We start from the raw sequence: 18,613 nt of genomic DNA on the forward strand, positions 1-18,613 counted from the left end.
TGCGGGTCTCGCGCGCGAAGGAGCACACCGATGCAACCCACCCGGACCTGGTCCTTCACCGGAACGAGCGGTCGTATCCATGCCGAGGCATGGGATGTCGAGGGCCGCCCGACCCGCTACGTCGCGGTGCTGTGCCACGGCTACGGCGAGCACATCGGACGCTACGGACACGTCGCCGGTGCGTTGGTGAACGCCGGTGCCGAGGTCTACGGCCTGGATCACACCGGTCACGGCCGCAGCAGCGGGGAGCGGGTGCTCATCACCGATTTCGAGGACGTCGTGGCCGACCTGCACATCGTGATCCGGCACGCCGCGCGGGAGAACCCGGGTATCCCGTTGGTTCTCATCGGCCACTCGATGGGCGGCATGATCGCCGCTCGCTACGCCCAGGTGCACGGCAGTGAACTCAGCGCCCTGGTGCTGTCCGGGCCGGTACTGGGCCGCTGGAGGGCCGCCGAGCAACTCGTAGCGGCTGAGCAGATCCCCGACGAGCCGCTGGATCCGGCCACACTCTCGCGCGATGAGCAGGTCGGTCTCGACTATGCCGCCGACCCGTTGGTGTGGCACGGACCGTTCAAACGCGCCACGGTTCAGGCCATCCTGGACACCCTCGAGCAGATCGACGCCGGCGGAGCGCTCGGGACGTTGCCGACGCTGTGGGTGCACGGAGCCGAGGACGCACTGGTCCCGGTAGCCGACAGCCGTCTCGGGATCGAGGGGCTGGGGGCTGCGAACCTGACCGAACAGGTGCTGCCCGGGGCCCGGCATGAGGTGTTCAACGAGATCAACCGCGATGAGGTGCTCGTCCTGGTCACCACGTTCATCGACGGAGCGCTCGACGGCGCAGGATGAGCAACACCGCCAGGGTCAGGAGCACAACACCCGCGATCGCGAACGGCCACGGGTTCAACAATTCTGACGCCCCGGAGGACGTCTGACCCTGCCAACGCCGGATCCCGGGACCGCCTCGATGGAGCCAGGCCACCCAGAACATCGGGAGAGCGGCCCCGATGAGGAACAGCGGCCAGCCCTGGCCTCGGCTCAACACACCCGTCAGGATCATCACCACCACCGCCCCAGGCAGCACGAACATGCCGATGCTGGGCAGTGAGACGACGCCGAAGACGAGAAGAAACCCGCCGAGCAGCCAGAGGAACCGAACCGCTCCACCGCTGATCGGACCGCGAGCGGCGGGCAGCCCGGTTCGCGCCTTCGGTTCGATCTCCGCCATGAGTCCTCCTTGAGCAGCGCCTACGTGCGGTGACTACTCGCGGTGACTACTCGCCGTCGACCGTCAGTTGCTTACCCGAGCGCCGCACCAGCCGGTGGAAGATCGTCCAGTACATCACACCGATCATCACCCCGCCACCGACGATGTTGCCAAGTGTCACCGGTAACAAGTTGTCCACGTAGAAGGCGCCCCAGGTCAACTCGGCGAAGTCCTCCGCCGCCAGGCCCGTATCTGCCCAGAAGGCGTCATCGGCGGTGGTCTTGATGATGACGCCCAGCGGGATCAGGAACATGTTGGCTACCGAGTGCTCGAAGCCGCTCGCCACGAACAGCGCGATCGGCATCGTCACCGCGACCACCTTGTCGGTGGTGGTGCGCCCGGAGTAGGCCGCCCAGATCGCCAGGCAGACCAGCAGGTTGCACAGCACCCCCAGGGCGAACGCCTCCAGGAAGGAGTGGCTGACTTTGGTGGTGGCGCTGTTCAGCACCACGGTGCCCCAGCCGCCGTCGACCATCCGCCAGGTGCCCGCCACGTACACCAGCACCACCATCGTCAACGCGCCGAGGAAGTTCGCCACGTAGACCACGCCCCAGTTGCGCAGCAGCTGCCACCACGTGATGCGCCCGGAGGCGCGGGCGGTCAGGGTCAGGGTGTTGGAGGTGAACAGTTCCGCACCGGTGAGCACCACCAGCACCAGGCCGGTGGTGAACACCAACCCGCCCAGCACCCGGGCCACGCCCCAGGGCAGTGCCTCCGCGCCGACCTGGCTGGTGACGAAGAAGACGAAGCCCAGGGCGATATAACCCCCGGCGGTCAGCCCGAGCAGGAACGAGGCCAGCGGTCGGTTGACCGCTTTGGAGTAGGCGGCGTCCTCGGCGGCCCGGGCCATCTGGGCCGGGGTGAGGATGCCGTAGGAGTCATTCATCGCAGAACTTCCTCGTTCGGGACGGGATGTCGATGGACGGGCCCACGTCGATCACGGGCGGGCAGCGGGTTCGGAACCGGGCGGGGCCGGGCGTGCTGCGGTTGTGGCCACGCCCGGCCCGCTGGTGTCAGGACAAGCCGTACTGACCGGCATCCTTGACCGCCTTGGCCAGGGCGGCCTTGTCGATCTCGACGTCGTCCTTGTGCTTGATGATCATTCTCGTCTCATCGCCGGAGAGCCGCTCGAAAGCGACGGCTCCCACGTCCTGGACATTGCTGACCGACATGCGCACGGCCAGCACGTCGTCGTTGGAGGTGATGCCACTCAGGGTGTAAATGGTGGAGATCATGGCTGTCATGGCTGGTCCTTGCCTCTAGATGCGGCCGTTGAACGCTTGCATGGCGGAGTCCTCACGGGTGCCGCCACGTCCGTCACCGTACTCGGCGTAGTCGGTGATCCACTCAACGGACTTGACCCACTTCACCATCTTGTAGCCGTGGTTGGACTCCACCCGCAGACGCAAGGGTGCACCCAGGTGGATCTCCAGAGGCTGATCGTTGCGCTCATAGGCCAGGATGGTGTCGTCCTCAGCCAGCATCTCCAGGTCCAGCACCGCGTAGAAGGGTTCGCGTGGCCGGTGATCGTACATCTCCTGGGCCAGCCCGTGGGACTCGATCATCACGTAGTTGGCCTCGGCCGGGCGGGGGCCGAGCAGGTCCAGCACGTCCCGGACACGCACCCCGCCCCACTTGGAGGTGGCCGACCACCCCTGCATACAGGTGTGGATGGCGATGTACTCGGTCTTCGGCAGTGCCTTGAGGTCATCGAGGCTGAGCTCGAGGACCTTGCCGTCGACCTCCCCGCCGACTCTCAGGCGCCAGTCCTTCCACTCGTTGTCGCGGTGGGTCAGCCACTCGGTGGATTCGTCCTTGGTGGGCGGCAGGCCGTTGGTCCAGTGGAACTCGGAGAGGTCCTCGGTGGTGTAGGTGTTCTGCTTGCCCATCCGCGGCTTCATCCAGTTCAGGGTCAGTTTGCGCACCGGCTCGGTCGCGGCGACCAGGAACCGCTGGGCCCGGGCACGGTCCGAGAGGGACCAGTAACTCAGCGCGATCCAGAAGGCGAAGACCACCACGATGGTGGCGATGACGATGGTGAAGGCCTGTGCGTACCGGGAGGTGTCGGTGACGCCGAAGACCATGTGCGCGAGGTTGTACTCGGGGTGGACCAGGAACACCAGGCCCACGTGCATGATGATGAACAGGGTCATGATGACCATGCCGACGAAATGCAGCGAACGCGCGCCCTGATGACCTCCGAGCGCCTTGACGAACCAGGGGAAGCGCGAGCGCACCGCCGGGGCCATGCCGAGGCCGGTGAGAATCATGAACGGCGCGACGATGAAGATGATGAAGGTGTAGCCGAGCATCTGCAGGGCGTCGTAGGGCTGGAAGTGCTCGATGCTGGGCACGCCGAACCCGAGGTAGATCACCAGGGAGTCCCAGGCCTCGCCGAAGACGTCCCAGGAGGTCGGGATGATGCGCCGCCACAGGCCGGTCCCGAAGAGCAGGGCGACGTAGACGAGGCCGTTGAGCAGCCACAGCGAGGTGCCCAGGCCGTGCCAGTGCCGGCCCAGCCCGATGTTCTTACGGCCCGGCAGCCCGATCAGCGGGTGCAGGCTGCGCTCGTCCATGAGCGAGGTGTAGACGCCCTCTTCCTTGGGCAGTGTGCGGCGGGTGAACTTCAGCCACTCGGTTCCCGGCTTGCAGTCGTTGCGCCACCAGAAGCGGGGCAGCGAGGAGATGATCTCCCAACCACTGCGAATCAGGATCCCGATGAGTACGAAGTTGATCAGGTGCGACGCGCGCAACCAGAGCGGAAAATCGCCGCCGTCCATGCCGGCCTCCATTGATGTTGGGTCGTGTCGTTCGTTGACGACGGTGGGTAGTTCTCCTCACACCGTACTGGCTAAGGCTGATGGTGCGAGGCGGTCGAGGGCAATTATTACATGGTGTAGTTGTAGTTATAGCCGGTGCCCGCTCGTCGCGGTCCGCCCGTGTCGCGGGCGGCGGCCGTCCGTTCCCGGATCGCGGCCGCCCGTGCCGAGGATGGCGGTCCGCCCGTGCCGTGGGCGTCGTCCGCCCATGACGAATGTCACGGGCGAGGCGTGCGTCCGGGCTCGGATTCAGTGCGAGAGCGCACCTGTGCCGCCGCGCGGACCGGCCCAGACTGAGGGGTATGGACGAGGAGATCATCACTGTCGAAGCGCTGCGCCGAACCTATGGCCGGACCCGGTCGGCCCCCGGATTCGACGCCGTGCGCGGGGTGAGCCTGCAGGTGGGCCGTGGGGAGCTGTACGCCCTCCTGGGGACCAACGGTGCGGGGAAGACCTCGTTGCTGGAGGTGATCGAGGGCATCGCCCCGGCCACCGCCGGGCGAGCGCGGGTGCTGGGTAGGGATCCGCACCGCGAGCGGGCCGCGGTACGACCGCACACCGGCATCATGCTGCAGGAGGCAGGGTTCCCTCCCCAACTGAAGGTGGCCGAGTTGGCCCGTGCCTGGTCCCGTACCCTCTCCCGGCCCCGGGACGTCGGAGAAGTGCTCGGTGAGGTGGGCTTGTCCCACCGGGCCGGTGTCGCGGTCAAGAGCCTGTCCGGTGGGGAGCGGCGACGGTTGGATCTGGCGCTGGCCATTCTGGGCAGTCCCACCGTGCTGTTCCTGGATGAGCCGACCACCGGCCTGGACCCGGAGAGCCGGCGGGCCAGTTGGGACCTGATCCGGTCGATGGTCGACGACGGTGTCACCGTGGTGCTCACTACCCACTACCTGGAGGAGGCCGAGGAACTGGCCGACCGGATCGGCATCATGCATGAGGGCCGGCTGGTCCGGGAGGGCACCGCCGCGCAGATCGTGGCCGACGAACCCGCCCGGATCTCCTTCGTCCTACCCGAGTCCGCACCGGCCCTTCCAGCCCTCTACGGACGGCACCGGGTGCGCACCGGTCGGACGGTGCGGCACACCATCAGCACCCACCGGCTGCAAACGGACCTGCGCCTGTTGCTGAACTGGGCCGAGCAGGCCGGCGTCGAACTGGCTGAACTCAACGCAAGGGCCGCATCGCTGGAGCAGGCATTCCTGGCGATCGCCGGCCGGGAGGGTCCCGAACCCGACGCGAGCACGGCCGGCCGTGAGCCGGGCGGTGCCGGACCTGGCGGGTCCGGCACGAATCAGGAGGTAGGAGTATGAGTGTGACCACGACAGCGACCAGCAGCACGCTGCTCGGCCGCGGGGCGGCAACCCTACGGCGCGTCGGGGCGCTGGCACGCATGGAAGCAACGCTGCTCGTGCGCAACACGACCGCGCTGGCGACCGCGATCGCGGCACCGCCGCTGATGGTGCTGCTCTTCATCCCGATGGTGGACTCCCTCGCCGACACCGAGGGCGTATTCGCGGCGCTGATCATCGCCATGATGGCCACCTTCGGTCTGCTGTTCATCGCCTACTACAACCTGACCACCACGGCAGTGGCCCGCCGGGAGGAGTTGACGCTCAAACGGCTCATCACCGGAGAGATCTCCTCGGCGGAGGTGCTGGCCGGGATGGCGGTCCCGGCTGTGCTGATCGTCGGTGCTCAACTCGTGCTGGTCACCGTCGTCGTCGCCTTCGTCTTCGAGATGCCCGCACCGACGAACGCGGTGCTCGTGCTGGTCGCGATCGTCGGTGGCCTCATCGCCTTCTCCCTGTTCGGCTACGCCTCATCCGGGTTGACCAAGACGGTGGAGTCGGCCCAGCTGACCACGTTGCCGGTGATCTTCGGGACGCTGCTGGCCAGCGGACTCGTGTTCCCCTTGACAGCACTTCCCGACACCGTGCAGCGCATCGCGGAGTTCACCCCGCTGGCACCGGTGGTCACGTTGATCCAACTGGGGCTGACCGGCATCGGGCCCGACGGCCAGATCCATACGTTCGCCGAGAGTTTCGGCGCGGGGCTGGTTCCGATGGTGGTCCTGGTGGCATGGTGCGTGCTGGGCGCGCAGGCGATCAAGAAGTGGATGCGGTGGGAGCCCCGTGAGTGAGACCCCAGGGCCCGCCGGTCCGCCGGGAGGCGCTACCGTGGCGTCGGTGACCACCAGCGCGAGCGCCAGTCTCTTCCGCTGGTCCGCACTGAGCAACCCCCAGCGGTTCGAGGCCTACAACCGGTGGTCCTTCTACAGTTTCCTGGCCGCCGTGCCGCTGCTCTCCCTGGCGCAGCTGGCCGGCCCCACGCCGTGGACGGACGCGCAAGGACTGACCTACCTGGGTGTGATGATGGCGCACACCGTGGTGTGCCTGGTGGTGGCATCGAGGTCCTTCGACCACATCCTCGGGCGGATGCCCCTGCCCCGCCGAATGCTGGTCGGGCTGGCCGGGACGGTGTCGGCCGGCCTTGTGGTGATCGCCGCCGTGTACCCCGGGGTCGGCCGCGCCGAGGACCCGAGGGCGTTGCTCTATGCGGTCCTCATCCTGCTCGTCTCGGCGCTGTTGGCGGTCTGCCCGCTGATCAAGGCCCCGTACGTGGCGATCGGGAGTGGCCTGACCGCGCTGGTCGCGGCCACATTCGCTGCCATGGCCGGGGCCCTGAACTACATCCCGGTGGCTGGGTTCGTCGGGCTGGCGCTGTCGTTGTCGATGGCGCTATCGATGCGGATCGCGGTGTGGATGGTGCTGGTGATGTGGGACCTGGACCGGCGCCGGGAGGTCGACGCCAGGCTGGCCGTGGCCGAGGAGCGGTTGCGATTCTCCCGGGACCTGCACGATGTGTTCGGGAGGACCCTGTCCACGGTGGCGGTGAAGAGCGAACTGGCCGCCGCCTTGACCGAGCGCGGCGACTCGCGGGGGATCGAGGAGATGGAGCAGGTCCGCTCCCTCGCAGAGGACGCGCTGAAGGAGGTCCGTGAGGTGGTGCAGGGCTACCGGGCCGCCGACCTGCCGACCGAGATGGCCGGTGCCCGGGCGATCCTGACCGCGTCGGGGATCGAGGTCCGGGTGGCCGGGGAGCACCTGCACCTGCCCGCCGGCGCCCAGCGGGCCCTGGCCTGGGTGGTTCGCGAGGGCGTGACCAACGTCGTGCGGCACTCGCGCGCCACCGAGTGCACCCTCGAACTGAGCGAACGGGACGAGGGCTACCTGCTGCAGATCACCAATGACGGCGTCGCCGCGACCGGCGCCCCGATGACCGCCCGGCCGGCCGGCGGTAGCGGTCTGCGCGGCCTGACCGAGCGGTTGGGTGCCCTCGGCGGGACGCTGCAGATACCACCGGCCCCGCCGGAACACTTCGTGCTGTGCGCCTGGGTTCCCGGCCACGCCGAGGTGCCGCGCCCCGCTCACGGCACGTCCGACCACCCTTCGCATCCCACGGAGTCACCATGACGATCAAGATCCTGCTCGCCGACGATGAGAACCTCATCCGGGATGCGCTGGCGAGCCTGCTGGGTCTGCAGGAGGACCTGGAGGTGGTGGCGCAGGCCGCCTCGGGGACCGAGGCGATCGCGGCAGCGACCAAGCACCGGCCGGACGTGGCCGTGCTGGACCTGCAGATGCCCGGAGCGGACGGGATCGAGGTGGCCGAGCACCTGGGTCGGGAGGTCCCGGGCTGCGCAGCGGTCATCGTCACCAGTCACGGCCGGCCCGGCTATCTGCGCAAGGCCCTCGAGGTCGGGGTGCGCGGGTTCGTGCCCAAGACGGTCTCGGCGAGCGTGCTGGCCGATGTGGTCCGGCAGGTCCATCAGGGCGGTCGCTACGTGGACCCCGAACTCGCCGCCGACGCGATCGCCTCCGGCGCGAGCCCGCTGACCCCGCGGGAATCGGACGTGCTGGAGTTGGCGGCCGACGGCGCCCCGGTTGAGGAGATCGCCGCACGCGCACACCTCTCGGCCGGGACGGTGCGCAACTACCTGTCGGCGGTGGTGTCCAAACTCGGAGTCGCCAACCGTCACGAGGCGGTGGCCAGGGCCCGAGCCCAGGGCTGGCTCTGAGGCCGGGTGTCGAACTCCTGAGACCTGCACCGCCCACCGCCGGCGGGCCGCACCGAGCGTTCGCAGCGACGCAGTATCCCCGGACCGAGGTCAGCGACTGTTCGTGATGTGGATGTCACCGCTGATCGACCTCGCCTCGACCGTCAGCACCTGCTCATCGCTGTCGGGAGCCCTGGTGGCAGCCAGGGTGGACTTGGTGTGACCGGAGGTGCTGGAGCAGTCCAGGAAGACGGGGGTTCCGGCCGGGACGGCGACGGTGACGTCCCCCGAGGCGCTGCTGGCATTGATCGTTCCGTGGGTGGCCTTGCGTACCTCCAGGTCGCCGGAGGCCGAGCGAATCCGTGCCGTTCCCGCCAGCTCGCCGATCCGGCTGTCTCCAGAGGCGGTGGTGGAGACGACGTCGGTCGCCGACTCGATGATCAGGTCCCCGGAGCCGCTGTTGAACTCGATGTGCCCGCTGGCCCGGCCCAGCCGCAGGTCCCCGGAGCCGGACTTGAAGCCGCCGTCGGTCAACGAGTCGACCACCACATCCCCTGATCCGCTGGACACCTTGACTGCACCCGCCTGCTCCAGATACACGTCACCGGAGCCCGTGCGCACCTGCACGCTGCCGACCGTGCCGCGGGCGGTGAGATCCCCCGAGCCGCTGAAGACCTCGATGTCGGACCCGGGCGGCACCTGAACCTCGATGTCCAGCCGCGGGGTGGACCCGAAGAACAGTCCACCCGCGCGCGGGACGGTGATGTTCAAGACGTCACCGTTGAACTCGACCAGGGTGTCCTCGGCGTAGGCGCGACCGGTGGAGTTCTCCCGGTGGGGCTTCAGCCGCACGGTCGCTTCCGCGGTATCGGCAGCGGTGATGGTCAGGTCACTGCTGCGGGTGCCGGCGTGCACGCGGACCGGCCCGGTCACGGCAAAGGCGTACTGCGTCATGTCGATGGCCTCGTTCTCGCTTCGGGTGCTCAACGCTTCGGCCGGGTATTGTCCCGGCGCCGACCGGCGGGCCGGGTGGTGCGCTCCCTGCGACGCTTGGGCTTGCGCAGGTGGAACGGTGGTGGGTCATCGGCATTGCGTACGATGTGGAATCCGAAGTTGGATGTGGGAATCAGTTCCATCGAGGGGCTCCTTCAGCGCACCCAGCCGGTCATCCGCCGGCCGGTGCTGGTGGTGCGGGTGCTGGACGGTGCCGGGTGGAGTGCGTGTTGCGCGGCGCGCACCAGCCAGGCGTTGGTGGACAGGCCCTCGGTGGCGGCGGCTTGTTCCACCTGTGACTTGAGGGACTCGGGCAGGCGTAGGGAGATACGGGAGATGTCGCCATCCTCCGCCGGGGCCGGCGGGACAGGCGGCTCGGGCGGGGTTGGTGGTTCGACGTCCGGGCCGGGGGTGACGACGACGTCCGGGCCGCCGCCGCGGAAGCGGACCTCGACGGTGTCGCCGTCGAGTTGCAGCGTGATCTGGTCGGATAGGTCGGCAGCGAACTCCGTCAGCGTCAGGCGCAGGGCCGACTCCATGGTGCGGCCCAACCGTTCGGCCGCCTCCTGCACCTCGGCGGAGGAGGTTTGTGCGGCCGCGCCCAGTGCTTCCTGGAGCGCCTGGAGGTACCGATCGAGATCCATGACGCCACTATGACATCAGAATGACGTCAGCGCAAGGCTTTATGGCGTCGAAGTGGCGCAATCGTGATGCCGTACTGACCTGCGGGTTGCGCCGTCCCGGCGTCAATCCAGGTCAGGCGCGGTGAAGGAGTGGTGCTGCGGCGCGTAGCATCACCTCGTGATCCACCCTCCGGTACCGCGTTCCTACCGGGCTGCCGTCGCCGTGGCCCGCCCGGTGATGCGCGCGATGACCAGGAGACGGTGGGAGGGTGGGGAGAACCTCCCGCAGGGTGGCTTCATCGCCGCGGCCAACCACCTGAGCCATGTGGACCCGTTCACGTTCCTGCACTTCCTGATCGACCACGGCCGTTACGCCAAGGTCCTGGCCAAGCACTCCCTGTTCACGATTCCGGTGCTCGGTCACCTGTTTCGTTCCACCGGGATGATCCCGGTCTACCGTGGCACCGAGCGGGCGGCGGGCGCGCTGCACGAGGCCCGGGCGCGACTGGCGGTCGGGGAGGCGGTGGCGGTGTTCCCGGAGGGCACCCTGACCAAGGATCCGGACCTGTGGCCGATGGTGGCCACGACCGGTGTGATCCGCCTCGCCCTGGCCACCCGGGCCCCACTGATCCCGGTGGGGCAGTGGGGGGCGCAGGCACTGCTGCCCCGGGGACGCCGTATTCCACGGGCGATCCCCCGCAAGCCGGTCACGGTGTTCGCCGGGGAGGCGGTGGACCTGAGCGACCTCTACGACCTGCCCCTGGACGCCGAGGTGCTGCGCGAGGGCTCGGCCCGGCTGATGGCGGCCATCACCGCGCTGGTGGCCCGCGCCCGGGTGGAGACACCACCGGCCACACCGTTCGATCCGCGCACCGGCCCGGTCTGAGCCTCCAGCCGGCGGATGTGGCGGCGCCGGTCCAGCGGTTCTGATGAAGGAGGTGCTGACCTACCCGGGCCCGATGAGGACATGACCGGCCGCCGGTGGTGCCGGGGCGGGTGGTGCCCGCCGCAGGGCCGGCTGGGCGCGCGGTAGCGTGGCCGGGATGAACCAGAGCACCCGATTGATCAACGACCTGCTCAGCATCCGCACCTGGACCGCGTTCGATATCGACGGCGAGGGCCGCGTCCTGGCCGGTCATGACGAACTCGGCTCGATGCAGTTGGTCGAGATCGGTACCGACGGCTCCCGGACAGCGCTCACCGACCTGCCCGGGCGCTGCACCGGCCGTTACATGCCCGGCAAGCGGGCCGTCGTCGTCCAGCACGACGCCGGTGGTGACGAGAACTGGCAACTGTCCGCCCTGGACCTGGAGACCACGCCCGCCACCCCGGCGCGCCTGGAGGACCTCAGGCCCCTGGTTCGCCATGAGCGCTACATGCACGTGCTGCAGGACGTGACCGAGGCCGGCCTGGTCTACTCCACCAACCGGCGCAACGGCGTGGACATGGACGTGGTGGTGCGGTCCCACGATGACGGCACCGAACAGGTGGCCTATGACGGCGGTGGGTACGTCGTCGCGGTGCGTGCCTCGCATGACGGCACGAGCGCCGCGGTGGTGCGCCTGAGTCTGCAGCCGGCCTCCACGGTGGTGGAGACCGTCGGTCCCCACGCGTTCGGTGCCGCCGGACCGGCCGATGCCTCGAGCGGGACCTTTGGGGCAACCGACACGGCCGGGACCGGCGGTGCAGCGGAGAAGGCCGGGACGTCGCGGACCGTCACCGACCCCGGCGAGCACGCCTCGCACCGCCAGGTGCATTGGGGCGCCGAGGGCGACGGGCTGATCCTGTCCAGCAACCACGGCCGGGAGTTCCACGCGCTGTGGCGGGTGGACGAGGACGGTTGGCGCCTCCTGGTCGGCGACGAGGCGGCCGACCTGGACTGCTGGGTGAGTCCCGATGCGACGCGCATGGTGGTGGGCCGGCAGCGCGACGGCGTCATCGCCCTGTCCCTTTACCGCACCGACGGCACTCACGAGCGCGACTTGGACATCCCCGGGCTGGGGAGCGCATCGGTGACCTGGTCGACCGACTCCGCCAACGTGGTGATCTCCGGATCGACGCCCACCGAACCGGGAGCGATCCACCGGGTGCGGGCCGTGAGCGGGCAGGTGGACCTGATCGCCTCCTCCGCCGCCGAACTCGGCGAGGGTCTGCGCGATCGGCTGATCACGCCCAGCGTGCACCGGGTGCCGACCCCCGACGGCGAGCAGGTGCCCTGCTTCGTCTACGCCGGGGCGACGGTGACCGATGACGCCGCAACGGGCCAGAACCAGGCCCGCTCGGCACTGAGCGGGGCGTCGGTGATCCACATCCACGGCGGCCCGGAGGCCTCGGCCGACCTGATCTTCGCGCCGGTGATCCAGGCGCTCGCGGCCACCGGACTGACCGTGCTGGTGCCGAACGTGCGGGGCTCGGCCGGATACGGCAAGCGGTGGATCTCCCTGGACGACGTCGAACTGCGGCTGGACTCCGTCGCCGATCTGGCCGCGCTGCACGCCTGGCTGCCCGACCTGGGCCTGGACCCGGGCAGGTCGGCGCTGTGGGGTGGTTCCTACGGCGGCTACATGGTGCTCGCCGGGCTCTCGATGCAGCCGCAGTTATGGGCCGCCGGGGTGGACATCGTCGGGATGAGTTCCCTGGTGACCTTCCTGGAGAACACCTCCGACTACCGCCGGGCCTACCGGGAGCGGGAGTACGGCACGCTCGAACAGCACCGGGCGTTCCTGGAGAAGGCATCCCCGATCACCTATCTGAACCAGATCAGGGCACCGTTGTTCATCATCCACGGCGCCAACGACCCCCGGGTACCGCTGAGTGAGGCCGAGCAGATCCAGGAGGCCCTGGAGGCCTCCGGAGTGCCCAACGATCTGCGTGTTTATCACGACGAAGGCCACGGGCTGTCCAAGCGGTCCAACCGGCTGGACGCCTATCCCGCGGCGCTGGACTTCCTGCGCACCCACCTGGCGGTTCCGCAGCACTGAGGGTGGGCAAGCCCAGGCGCGCCGGGCACGGACGTGGCCGCACCGGCTCGGGCGTGCCGGCGGGTCTCAGCCGTCCTGCGCGGCGGCGACGGCCAGAGCCTGGAACAGGTCGGCAGCGAGATCCTCGACGTTCTCGATACCCACGCTCAGGCGCACCAGGTTCTCCGGCACCCCGTCGGGCTCGGTGGGGATGCGGCGACGGCGCTCCAGCAGCGACTCCACCCCGCCCAGGCTGGTCCCGGGCATCCACAGCCGCACCGACTCCACCAGCGCCTGTGCTCCCGCCCGGCCGCCACGCGGGCGCACCGTGATGACCGACCCGAAGGTGTCCAGCTGCGCGGCGGCGCGCTGATGCTGGGGGTGGGAGGCCAGCCCCGGGTAGCCCACCTCGACCACGTGCTCATGACCTTCCAGCCGGGCCGCCAGTTCGGCTGCGTTCGCGCTGGCGCGCTCCAGCCGCAGCGCCAGGGTGCGCAAGCCACGCAGGGCCAGCCAGGCCTCCCACGGCCCGGGGATCGCTCCGCCGAGGGTGCGGCGGGCACGGATGGCCGCGGCGACGTCCGCGTTGTTGCTCAGTGCCGCCCCGATCAGCACGTCGGAGTGGCCGGCCAGGTGCTTGGTGACCGAGTGGACCACCACATCGGCCCCGTGGGCCAGGGGCCGCTGCCCCAACGGCGTGGCGAAGGTGTTGTCCACCACCACCAGGGCGCCCAGCGTGTGGGCGCCCTCGATCAGCACCGGTAGGTCGGCCACCTCCAGCATCGGGTTCGTCGGAGACTCCACCCACAGCACCACCGGCGCCCCGGGGCCCAGGTCGGCCGGGGCGGTGGCGTCGTCGTCGGCCGCCTCCCGCAGCGCCGCGAGCACTGTCTCGGTCCGCGCGATCGGAACCTGGTGCACCCGCACCCGGCTGCGCCGGGTGAGGTCGTGACCCGCCTCGATGGTGGCGTTGTAGGCGTGGGTCGGCAGCACCAGGTGCCCGCCCGGGGCCACCAGGGTCAGCGCGGCGTCGATCGCACCCATCCCGGAGGAGAACACCACGGCGGGTTCGGCGGCGCCCTCGAGCAGGGCGAGTGCCTCCTCCAGCGGCTCCCATGTCTCGGTGCCGTGGCGGGTGTAGACCCGCTGACCGGACCCGAGTTGCGCGGCGGTGCTGACGTAGGTGGAGGACAGCACCACCGGGGGGTTGACCGGGGCCTGCTCGGTGCGCGCCGGTCGGCCGGCTGCGACCACCTGGGTATCGGGGCGCCAGCCGGAACCGGGGCGGGCGGGCGTGTCGTTGTCCATCGGGCCAGACTAGGAGTGTCGAAGGGTATTACGCTCAACGGTGATGAGTGATTCCAGGATTCGAGTGGCCGTGGTCTTCGGGGGCGCCAGTAGCGAGCATGCGATCAGTTGTGCGACCGCTGCAGGGGTGCTGGGCGCGATCGATCGGGACCGTTTCGAGGTGGTGCCGATCGGGATCTCACCCAAGGGGGAGTGGGTGTTGGCCGCTGATGATCCGCAGCGGTGGGCGCTGGACTCCGGTGGGACCGGGCAGCCCGCCACCGATGCGGCGGTGCCCGACGGCGGCAACCCCGGTGCGGGCGAGGCCAGTGAGGGCGAGGCCAGTGATGGCAACCCCGGTGACGTCCGGACCGACCCGGGCCCGCAGGCCCCCGGGGCGGGCGCGCCGCGCGGCCCGGTGGTGGGGGCCGAGCACGGACTGGTCACGCTCCCGCTGGGGGACGGCACGCAGGGGCCGACCGTGACCGCGCCGGGTCAGGTGCCCAGGGAACTGGCCGCCGTCGATGTGGTGTTCCCGCTCCTGCACGGCCCGTTCGGGGAGGACGGCACCGTGCAGGGTCTGCTGGAACTGGCCGGCCTGCCCTACGTCGGCTCGGGTGTCCTGGCCTCGGCGGTGGGGATGGACAAGCACTACATGAAGGTGGTGCTGCGCGACGCCGGCCTACCGGTGGGACCGTGGCTGACGGTCACCCCGCGGCGATGGGCCGAGCACCCCGATGAGGTGACCGCCGCCGCGGGGGAGCTGGGCTGGCCGGTGTTCGTCAAACCTGCCCGGGCCGGATCGAGCGTGGGGGTGTCGAAGGTCGAGGGACCCCAGGGGCTGGCCGAGGCGATCACGCTGGCCCAGGCCAGTGACCCGAAGGTGTTGATCGAGGCGGCGATAGCCGGCCGGGAGATCGAGTGCGCGGTACTGGGCGGACGCGATGGTGGCCCGCCGCGCACCACCGTGCCCGGGGAGATCGTGGTGGGTTCGGACGGCGGGTTCTACGACTTCGAGACCAAGTACTTCGACCCCGGCGCGGCCGAACTCCTCTTCCCCGCCGACGTGCCCGAGGTCGTGGTGGACCAGGCGCGGGACCTGGCCGCGCGCACCTATGAGGCGCTGGGGTGCGAGGGCCTGGCCCGGGTGGACTTCTTCTACACCACCGAGGGGACGTTGTTGGTCAACGAGATCAACACCATGCCCGGGTTCACCCCGTTCTCGATGTTCCCGATGCTCTGGCAGCGCTCCGGGATGACCTACCCCGAGTTGATCACCGAACTGCTCGACCTCGCCCTGCAGCGCCCGGTCGGCCTTCGCTGAGCGATCGCCGGTCAGCCCCGCTCCCGGCCGATCTGCACCTGACGCACCGCCTGGGCCAGCAACGCCAGCACCACCACCCCCAGCAGCACGTAACTAGTGCGCCACTGGACCCCGAGGAAGGCCACCACCACCAGGACCACGCTCGTGGCGATCACGGTGTCGCGCCACGCTGCCGCGGTGGCCCGGTCGCTCCAGCCCGGGTCGTCGGCCGACCCGCGTGGCCCGCCTCCGGGCCGGGAACCGGCGCCGCGTGCAGCACCCTTGGCCGAGCCCGCGCCCGTGGCACGCGTACCGGCACCGCCGCCGGTCGGCGCGGAGCCGAACAGGATCCAACCCAGCACCGTCAGCGGGACCGCGAGCACGCCCGCCACGACGGCCAGCGTGAGCAGGTAGGCCCCGGGGTTGGCCCCGGCGGCGATCACACCGACGGCCACCGCCAGCACGATGGCCGAACACACCGCCGGCACCCGTCGTCGCATCATGGTCACGTCCCGTCCCTCCACTCACGTCGCGGCCACCCCGGATCCGGCGCGCTCGCACCGCCACTCACAGCAGGTCCTCCTCCAGGCTCAGGCACTCCCTGGTCTGGGGCACCAGCGTGATCGCCGGCGCCAGGTCGGACAGGATCGCGTCGTGACCCTGCCCCTCCCACTGTTGCGGGACCTGCACCTCCACCGCGGGTGAGCGCCCGAACGTGGTGAGCGTGAGCACGTCGGCCTGCCCGTCCTCGGGTTCGCGCATCACCCAGTCCACGGCCGGCCCGTCCGGGCTGGTGACGGTGACGCAGTGCTCGGTGGTGGGGCCCAGCACCTCCACCCCGCAGCGCAGCGTGATCGGCGGGTCGCCCCAGGCGCGGGTGGACTGGGAGGTGGTGGAGCGCCGTTCCAGCCCACCCAACTCGTGCGGGGTGGCGCGCAGCACCTCGGCACACATCGGGTCCGAGGCGTGCGGGCCCGGGGCCACGGTTGCGACCGGGGTGCACCCGGCCAGCACCACCGCACCCGCCGCCAGGCCCCCGGCGACACCCAGTACTCGCCGCAGCACACCCATGTCCCCACCGTATCGGTGACCAGCGGTGCACTTGCTGGTCCGGATCACGGTGGGCGATACCCTGGCCGGATGCGCGTGGGTGAGATCAGCGAGACCGATCTGCTCGCCCGGATAATCCCGCGGCTGCCCCGTGGACGGACCACCCTGGTGGGCCCCGGCGACGACGCGGCCGTCCTGGCCGGGTCCGCAGCACCGCAGGTGGTCACCACCGACGTCCTCGTGCAGGACCGCCACTTCCGGCTGGGCTGGGGCACCGGCGCAGACCTGGGGTGGCGCGCGGCGATGCAGAACCTGGCCGACGTGGCCGCCATGGGGGCGGTTCCCAACTCCTTGGTGATGGCACTGGTACTGCCCGGGCACGTTCCGGTCCGTTGGGTTGAGGACCTGGCCGAGGGGTTCGCCCAGGCCTGCGCACCGCATCACGTCGGGGTGGTCGGTGGGGACCTGACCAGCGGGGAACAGATCGCGATCGCGGTCACCGCCCTCGGTGTGATCGACGACGGCGAACCGGTGCTGCGCAGCGGAGCCCGCCCCGGTGATGTGATCGCCGTGAGCGGTGTCCTGGGCCATGCCAGGGCCGGGCTGGCGCTGTTGGAAGCAGAGCGGGCGGAGCCGGCGGATCTGGTGGGAGCCTTCCTGCGCCCCACCCCGCCCCTGAGTGCCGGTCCGGTTGCGGCGCGCGCGGGCGCGCACGCGTTGATGGACATCTCTGACGGGCTGGCCCGGGATGCCGGCCGGATTGCCGTGGCCTCCGGGGTGCTGGTGGATCTGGACCCGGCCGCGTTGGCCGCCGATATCGCAGCACTGGACCCGGTCGCCGCTCAGGTCGGTGCCGACGCGACGGCCTGGGTGCTCGGCGGTGGTGAGGACCACGGGGCACTGGCCACCTTCGCGCCGGCGGCAGCGGGCGCGCGGGGGAGTTCGTCCGCACCTGCGGTGCGCACCCCGTCGGCGCATCCCCGTGGCGAGGGCGCTGCGCCGTCGTCGGCCCTTCCCGAGCAGTTCCGTCCGATCGGGCGGGTACACGCGGTGCCGCCGGGCCTCGCACCGGGTGTGCGCTGGGGCGGTGCGGACCTGCCACCGGGCACCGAGGGGTGGGATCACTTCGGGCGCTGAGATACGGGCCGTTCAGGTGTGATTCTGCTCACAGTGAGATATCGTGTGGTATGCGTATCTCAGAGGTAATCCGTCGTAAGGGCGCGGCCGTGATCACCATCCGGCCCGACGCCACCGTGCGCGACCTGCTCAGGGTGCTGGAGGAGAACGGGATCGGGGCGGTCGTGGTCTCCGAGGATGAGGGCGCAACCTTGGTGGGGATCGTCTCCGAGCGGGATGTGGTGCGTGCGTTGCATCGCGACGGGGAGTCGGTGCTGGAGGCTCAGGTGAGTGCGTTGATGACCGCCGAGGTGGCCACCTGCCTGCCCGAGGACGATCTGGAGTCGCTCGCCCGGGTGATGACCGAGCGGCGTGTCCGCCACCTCCCGGTCGTGGTGGAGGGCCGGCTCAAGGCCCTGGTCTCCATCGGTGACATCGTCAAGCATCGCATCGACGAACTGCAGGCCGAACGCGATCAGTTGGTCGACTACGTGCGCCGCTGAGCGGTCACCGGCTGGGCATCCGAGTCTCACCGCCGCGTAGTCAGCGTTCGAGAGGCCCGGACTCAGCGGGGCCGCCCTCGGACGCGACGAAGCCGCCCACCCGCAGGTGGACGGCTTCGGCGAGAAGGTGCGCGCGGCAGAGGACTCAGGACGCTCGCGGCACCTCGAGGACGGGACTCAGACCGCGCGGACGACCTTGCCGGCCTTGAGGCAGGACGTGCACACGTTCAGCCGCTTCGGGGTGCCGTTCTGGACAGTGCGGACCTTCTGAATGTTCGGGTTCCAGCGCCGCTTGGTCCGGCGGTGGGAGTGCGAAATGGAGTGGCCGAAGCTCGGTGACTTGGCGCAGACGTCGCACGTGGCAGCCACGGGAATCTCCTTGGTTGGTCGTGTGCTCGTCACCTACTCATCGGCGACAGGCCTGATATCGGCAGGCCATCGGATGTTCCCGGGGGCCCGCGCGCCCATTCGGGCAACCGGTACAGGATACCGGCCCCGGCGACTGGTCACAACGCCATCCGGACCGGGTGCGTGGGTGAGAATGGTCACCTTCACCTCGCCGGGTCAGGACAGCGGTGCGGACAGCTTCGTGGTGAGGACACCATGGGGCCGGCCCGGGGCTCATCGTAGCC

21 protein-coding genes are annotated in these 18,613 nt (G+C 69.9%); 10 read left to right on the forward strand and 11 right to left on the reverse strand.

Features of this window, described 5'->3' with window-relative positions:
- Window positions 1–30: 30 nt before the first annotated feature.
- Complete coding sequence (locus tag ACPL7H_RS04250; RefSeq protein WP_424795873.1) at window positions 31–852, forward strand: lysophospholipase; 822 nt, start codon at window positions 31–33, stop codon at window positions 850–852.
- On the opposite strand, the gene ACPL7H_RS04255 is transcribed toward ACPL7H_RS04250, so the two are convergent.
- From ACPL7H_RS04255 to ACPL7H_RS04270, 4 genes are all read right to left on the reverse strand, one after another.
- Entirely contained in the window at window positions 821–1,231 is a 411-nt protein-coding gene (locus ACPL7H_RS04255; protein WP_424795874.1) for a hypothetical protein, read from the reverse strand. The two genes, ACPL7H_RS04250 and ACPL7H_RS04255, sit on opposite strands and share 32 nt — an antisense overlap.
- A 46-nt stretch (window positions 1,232–1,277) precedes the next feature.
- Window positions 1,278–2,156 (reverse strand): formate transporter FocA, encoded by an 879-nt coding sequence (gene focA, locus ACPL7H_RS04260; RefSeq protein WP_424795875.1) that lies wholly within the window; start codon window positions 2,154–2,156, stop codon window positions 1,278–1,280.
- Between the two features lie 127 nt (window positions 2,157–2,283).
- Window positions 2,284–2,514 (reverse strand): hypothetical protein, encoded by a 231-nt coding sequence (locus tag ACPL7H_RS04265; RefSeq protein ID WP_424788850.1) that lies wholly within the window; start codon window positions 2,512–2,514, stop codon window positions 2,284–2,286.
- 15 nt (window positions 2,515–2,529) lie between these two features.
- Window positions 2,530–4,050 carry a molybdopterin-dependent oxidoreductase gene (locus tag ACPL7H_RS04270; RefSeq protein WP_424795876.1) on the reverse strand — a complete coding sequence of 507 codons (1,521 nt, stop codon included), beginning with the start codon at window positions 4,048–4,050 and terminating at the stop codon, window positions 2,530–2,532.
- Between the two features lie 341 nt (window positions 4,051–4,391).
- On the opposite strand from ACPL7H_RS04270, the gene ACPL7H_RS04275 reads away from it, so the two are divergent.
- Genes ACPL7H_RS04275 through ACPL7H_RS04290 form a run of 4 tightly spaced genes read left to right on the forward strand, consistent with a single transcriptional unit; the run spans window position 4,392 to window position 8,167 of the window.
- A complete protein-coding gene (locus tag ACPL7H_RS04275) occupies window positions 4,392–5,399 on the forward strand; it encodes an ABC transporter ATP-binding protein (protein WP_424795877.1) in 1,008 nt (335 codons plus the stop codon).
- Window positions 5,400–5,401: 2 nt separating this feature from the next.
- Window positions 5,402–6,229 carry an ABC transporter permease gene (locus ACPL7H_RS04280; protein WP_424795878.1) on the forward strand — a complete coding sequence of 276 codons (828 nt, stop codon included), beginning with the start codon at window positions 5,402–5,404 and terminating at the stop codon, window positions 6,227–6,229.
- Window positions 6,230–6,275: 46 nt separating this feature from the next.
- Window positions 6,276–7,562 carry a sensor histidine kinase gene (locus tag ACPL7H_RS04285; RefSeq protein WP_424795879.1) on the forward strand — a complete coding sequence of 429 codons (1,287 nt, stop codon included), beginning with the start codon at window positions 6,276–6,278 and terminating at the stop codon, window positions 7,560–7,562.
- Window positions 7,559–8,167, forward strand: coding sequence for a response regulator transcription factor (locus ACPL7H_RS04290; RefSeq protein ID WP_424795880.1), 609 nt, complete (start codon window positions 7,559–7,561; stop codon window positions 8,165–8,167). Before ACPL7H_RS04285 ends, ACPL7H_RS04290 begins: the two co-directional genes overlap by 4 nt.
- A 90-nt stretch (window positions 8,168–8,257) precedes the next feature.
- On the opposite strand, the gene ACPL7H_RS04295 is transcribed toward ACPL7H_RS04290, so the two are convergent.
- From ACPL7H_RS04295 to ACPL7H_RS04305, 3 genes are read right to left on the reverse strand one after another with little or no spacing between them, the layout of a single operon-like run.
- Entirely contained in the window at window positions 8,258–9,133 is an 876-nt protein-coding gene (locus ACPL7H_RS04295; protein ID WP_424788844.1) for a DUF4097 family beta strand repeat-containing protein, read from the reverse strand.
- On the reverse strand, window positions 9,130–9,282 hold the full coding sequence (locus tag ACPL7H_RS04300) for a hypothetical protein (RefSeq protein ID WP_424788843.1): 153 nt from the start codon (window positions 9,280–9,282) through the stop codon (window positions 9,130–9,132). The genes ACPL7H_RS04295 and ACPL7H_RS04300 overlap by 4 nt, the downstream gene beginning before the upstream one ends.
- Before the next feature lie 12 nt (window positions 9,283–9,294).
- Entirely contained in the window at window positions 9,295–9,783 is a 489-nt protein-coding gene (locus ACPL7H_RS04305) for a toxin-antitoxin system HicB family antitoxin (RefSeq protein WP_424795881.1), read from the reverse strand.
- Between the two features lie 157 nt (window positions 9,784–9,940).
- Between ACPL7H_RS04305 and ACPL7H_RS04310 the strand changes: the two genes are divergently transcribed.
- Together ACPL7H_RS04310 and ACPL7H_RS04315 are read left to right on the forward strand one after the other, a co-directional pair.
- The gene (locus ACPL7H_RS04310) at window positions 9,941–10,648 is read left to right on the forward strand and encodes a lysophospholipid acyltransferase family protein (RefSeq protein ID WP_424795882.1); all 708 of its coding nucleotides are present in this window, start codon (window positions 9,941–9,943) and stop codon (window positions 10,646–10,648) included.
- A gap of 157 nt (window positions 10,649–10,805) precedes the next feature.
- Window positions 10,806–12,743 carry an alpha/beta hydrolase family protein gene (locus ACPL7H_RS04315; RefSeq protein WP_424795883.1) on the forward strand — a complete coding sequence of 646 codons (1,938 nt, stop codon included), beginning with the start codon at window positions 10,806–10,808 and terminating at the stop codon, window positions 12,741–12,743.
- 66 nt (window positions 12,744–12,809) lie between these two features.
- Here the strand turns inward: ACPL7H_RS04315 and ACPL7H_RS04320 are convergent, their stop codons facing one another.
- On the reverse strand, window positions 12,810–14,030 hold the full coding sequence (locus ACPL7H_RS04320; protein WP_424795884.1) for a trans-sulfuration enzyme family protein: 1,221 nt from the start codon (window positions 14,028–14,030) through the stop codon (window positions 12,810–12,812).
- 43 nt (window positions 14,031–14,073) lie between these two features.
- Here ACPL7H_RS04320 and ACPL7H_RS04325 point away from each other — a divergent pair, with 43 nt between their 5' ends.
- Window positions 14,074–15,333 carry a D-alanine--D-alanine ligase family protein gene (locus tag ACPL7H_RS04325; RefSeq protein ID WP_424795885.1) on the forward strand — a complete coding sequence of 420 codons (1,260 nt, stop codon included), beginning with the start codon at window positions 14,074–14,076 and terminating at the stop codon, window positions 15,331–15,333.
- A gap of 11 nt (window positions 15,334–15,344) precedes the next feature.
- Here ACPL7H_RS04325 and ACPL7H_RS04330 read toward each other — a convergent pair whose 3' ends face one another.
- The gene (locus ACPL7H_RS04330; protein ID WP_424795886.1) at window positions 15,345–15,821 is read right to left on the reverse strand and encodes a hypothetical protein; all 477 of its coding nucleotides are present in this window, start codon (window positions 15,819–15,821) and stop codon (window positions 15,345–15,347) included.
- Between the two features lie 58 nt (window positions 15,822–15,879).
- Window positions 15,880–16,383: a DUF3515 domain-containing protein gene (locus ACPL7H_RS04335; protein WP_424795887.1), complete on the reverse strand. Its 504-nt coding sequence runs from the start codon at window positions 16,381–16,383 to the stop codon at window positions 15,880–15,882.
- A 69-nt stretch (window positions 16,384–16,452) separates the two neighbouring features.
- On the opposite strand from ACPL7H_RS04335, the gene thiL reads away from it, so the two are divergent.
- Together thiL and ACPL7H_RS04345 are read left to right on the forward strand one after the other, a co-directional pair.
- A complete protein-coding gene (gene thiL, locus ACPL7H_RS04340) occupies window positions 16,453–17,499 on the forward strand; it encodes a thiamine-phosphate kinase (protein ID WP_424795888.1) in 1,047 nt (348 codons plus the stop codon).
- A gap of 50 nt (window positions 17,500–17,549) precedes the next feature.
- The gene (locus tag ACPL7H_RS04345) at window positions 17,550–17,981 is read left to right on the forward strand and encodes a CBS domain-containing protein (protein ID WP_424788834.1); all 432 of its coding nucleotides are present in this window, start codon (window positions 17,550–17,552) and stop codon (window positions 17,979–17,981) included.
- A 177-nt stretch (window positions 17,982–18,158) separates the two neighbouring features.
- Here the strand turns inward: ACPL7H_RS04345 and rpmB are convergent, their stop codons facing one another.
- The gene (rpmB, locus tag ACPL7H_RS04350) at window positions 18,159–18,350 is read right to left on the reverse strand and encodes a 50S ribosomal protein L28 (RefSeq protein ID WP_424788833.1); all 192 of its coding nucleotides are present in this window, start codon (window positions 18,348–18,350) and stop codon (window positions 18,159–18,161) included.
- Window positions 18,351–18,613 lie beyond the last annotated feature (263 nt).

Origin of the sequence: Pseudactinotalea sp. Z1732 (assembly GCF_049724975.1) — a bacterium.
GTDB lineage: Bacteria > Actinomycetota > Actinomycetes > Actinomycetales > Beutenbergiaceae > CALKWS01.

What these genes read in the sequence shown, in the direction of transcription:
- ACPL7H_RS04250 (WP_424795873.1), top strand. Translation starts at nt 31, where the DNA reads ATGCAACCCACCCGGACCTGGTCCTTCACCGGAACGAGCGGTCGTATC.
- ACPL7H_RS04255 (WP_424795874.1), bottom strand. Translation starts at nt 1,231, where the DNA reads ATGGCGGAGATCGAACCGAAGGCGCGAACCGGGCTGCCCGCCGCTCGC.
- focA (WP_424795875.1), bottom strand. Translation starts at nt 2,156, where the DNA reads ATGAATGACTCCTACGGCATCCTCACCCCGGCCCAGATGGCCCGGGCC.
- ACPL7H_RS04265 (WP_424788850.1), bottom strand. Translation starts at nt 2,514, where the DNA reads ATGACAGCCATGATCTCCACCATTTACACCCTGAGTGGCATCACCTCC.
- ACPL7H_RS04270 (WP_424795876.1), bottom strand. Translation starts at nt 4,050, where the DNA reads ATGGACGGCGGCGATTTTCCGCTCTGGTTGCGCGCGTCGCACCTGATC.
- ACPL7H_RS04275 (WP_424795877.1), top strand. Translation starts at nt 4,392, where the DNA reads ATGGACGAGGAGATCATCACTGTCGAAGCGCTGCGCCGAACCTATGGC.
- ACPL7H_RS04290 (WP_424795880.1), top strand. Translation starts at nt 7,559, where the DNA reads ATGACGATCAAGATCCTGCTCGCCGACGATGAGAACCTCATCCGGGAT.
- ACPL7H_RS04300 (WP_424788843.1), bottom strand. Translation starts at nt 9,282, where the DNA reads ATGGAACTGATTCCCACATCCAACTTCGGATTCCACATCGTACGCAAT.
- ACPL7H_RS04305 (WP_424795881.1), bottom strand. Translation starts at nt 9,783, where the DNA reads ATGGATCTCGATCGGTACCTCCAGGCGCTCCAGGAAGCACTGGGCGCG.
- ACPL7H_RS04315 (WP_424795883.1), top strand. Translation starts at nt 10,806, where the DNA reads ATGAACCAGAGCACCCGATTGATCAACGACCTGCTCAGCATCCGCACC.
- ACPL7H_RS04320 (WP_424795884.1), bottom strand. Translation starts at nt 14,030, where the DNA reads ATGGACAACGACACGCCCGCCCGCCCCGGTTCCGGCTGGCGCCCCGAT.
- ACPL7H_RS04325 (WP_424795885.1), top strand. Translation starts at nt 14,074, where the DNA reads ATGAGTGATTCCAGGATTCGAGTGGCCGTGGTCTTCGGGGGCGCCAGT.
- ACPL7H_RS04335 (WP_424795887.1), bottom strand. Translation starts at nt 16,383, where the DNA reads ATGGGTGTGCTGCGGCGAGTACTGGGTGTCGCCGGGGGCCTGGCGGCG.
- thiL (WP_424795888.1), top strand. Translation starts at nt 16,453, where the DNA reads ATGCGCGTGGGTGAGATCAGCGAGACCGATCTGCTCGCCCGGATAATC.
- ACPL7H_RS04345 (WP_424788834.1), top strand. Translation starts at nt 17,550, where the DNA reads ATGCGTATCTCAGAGGTAATCCGTCGTAAGGGCGCGGCCGTGATCACC.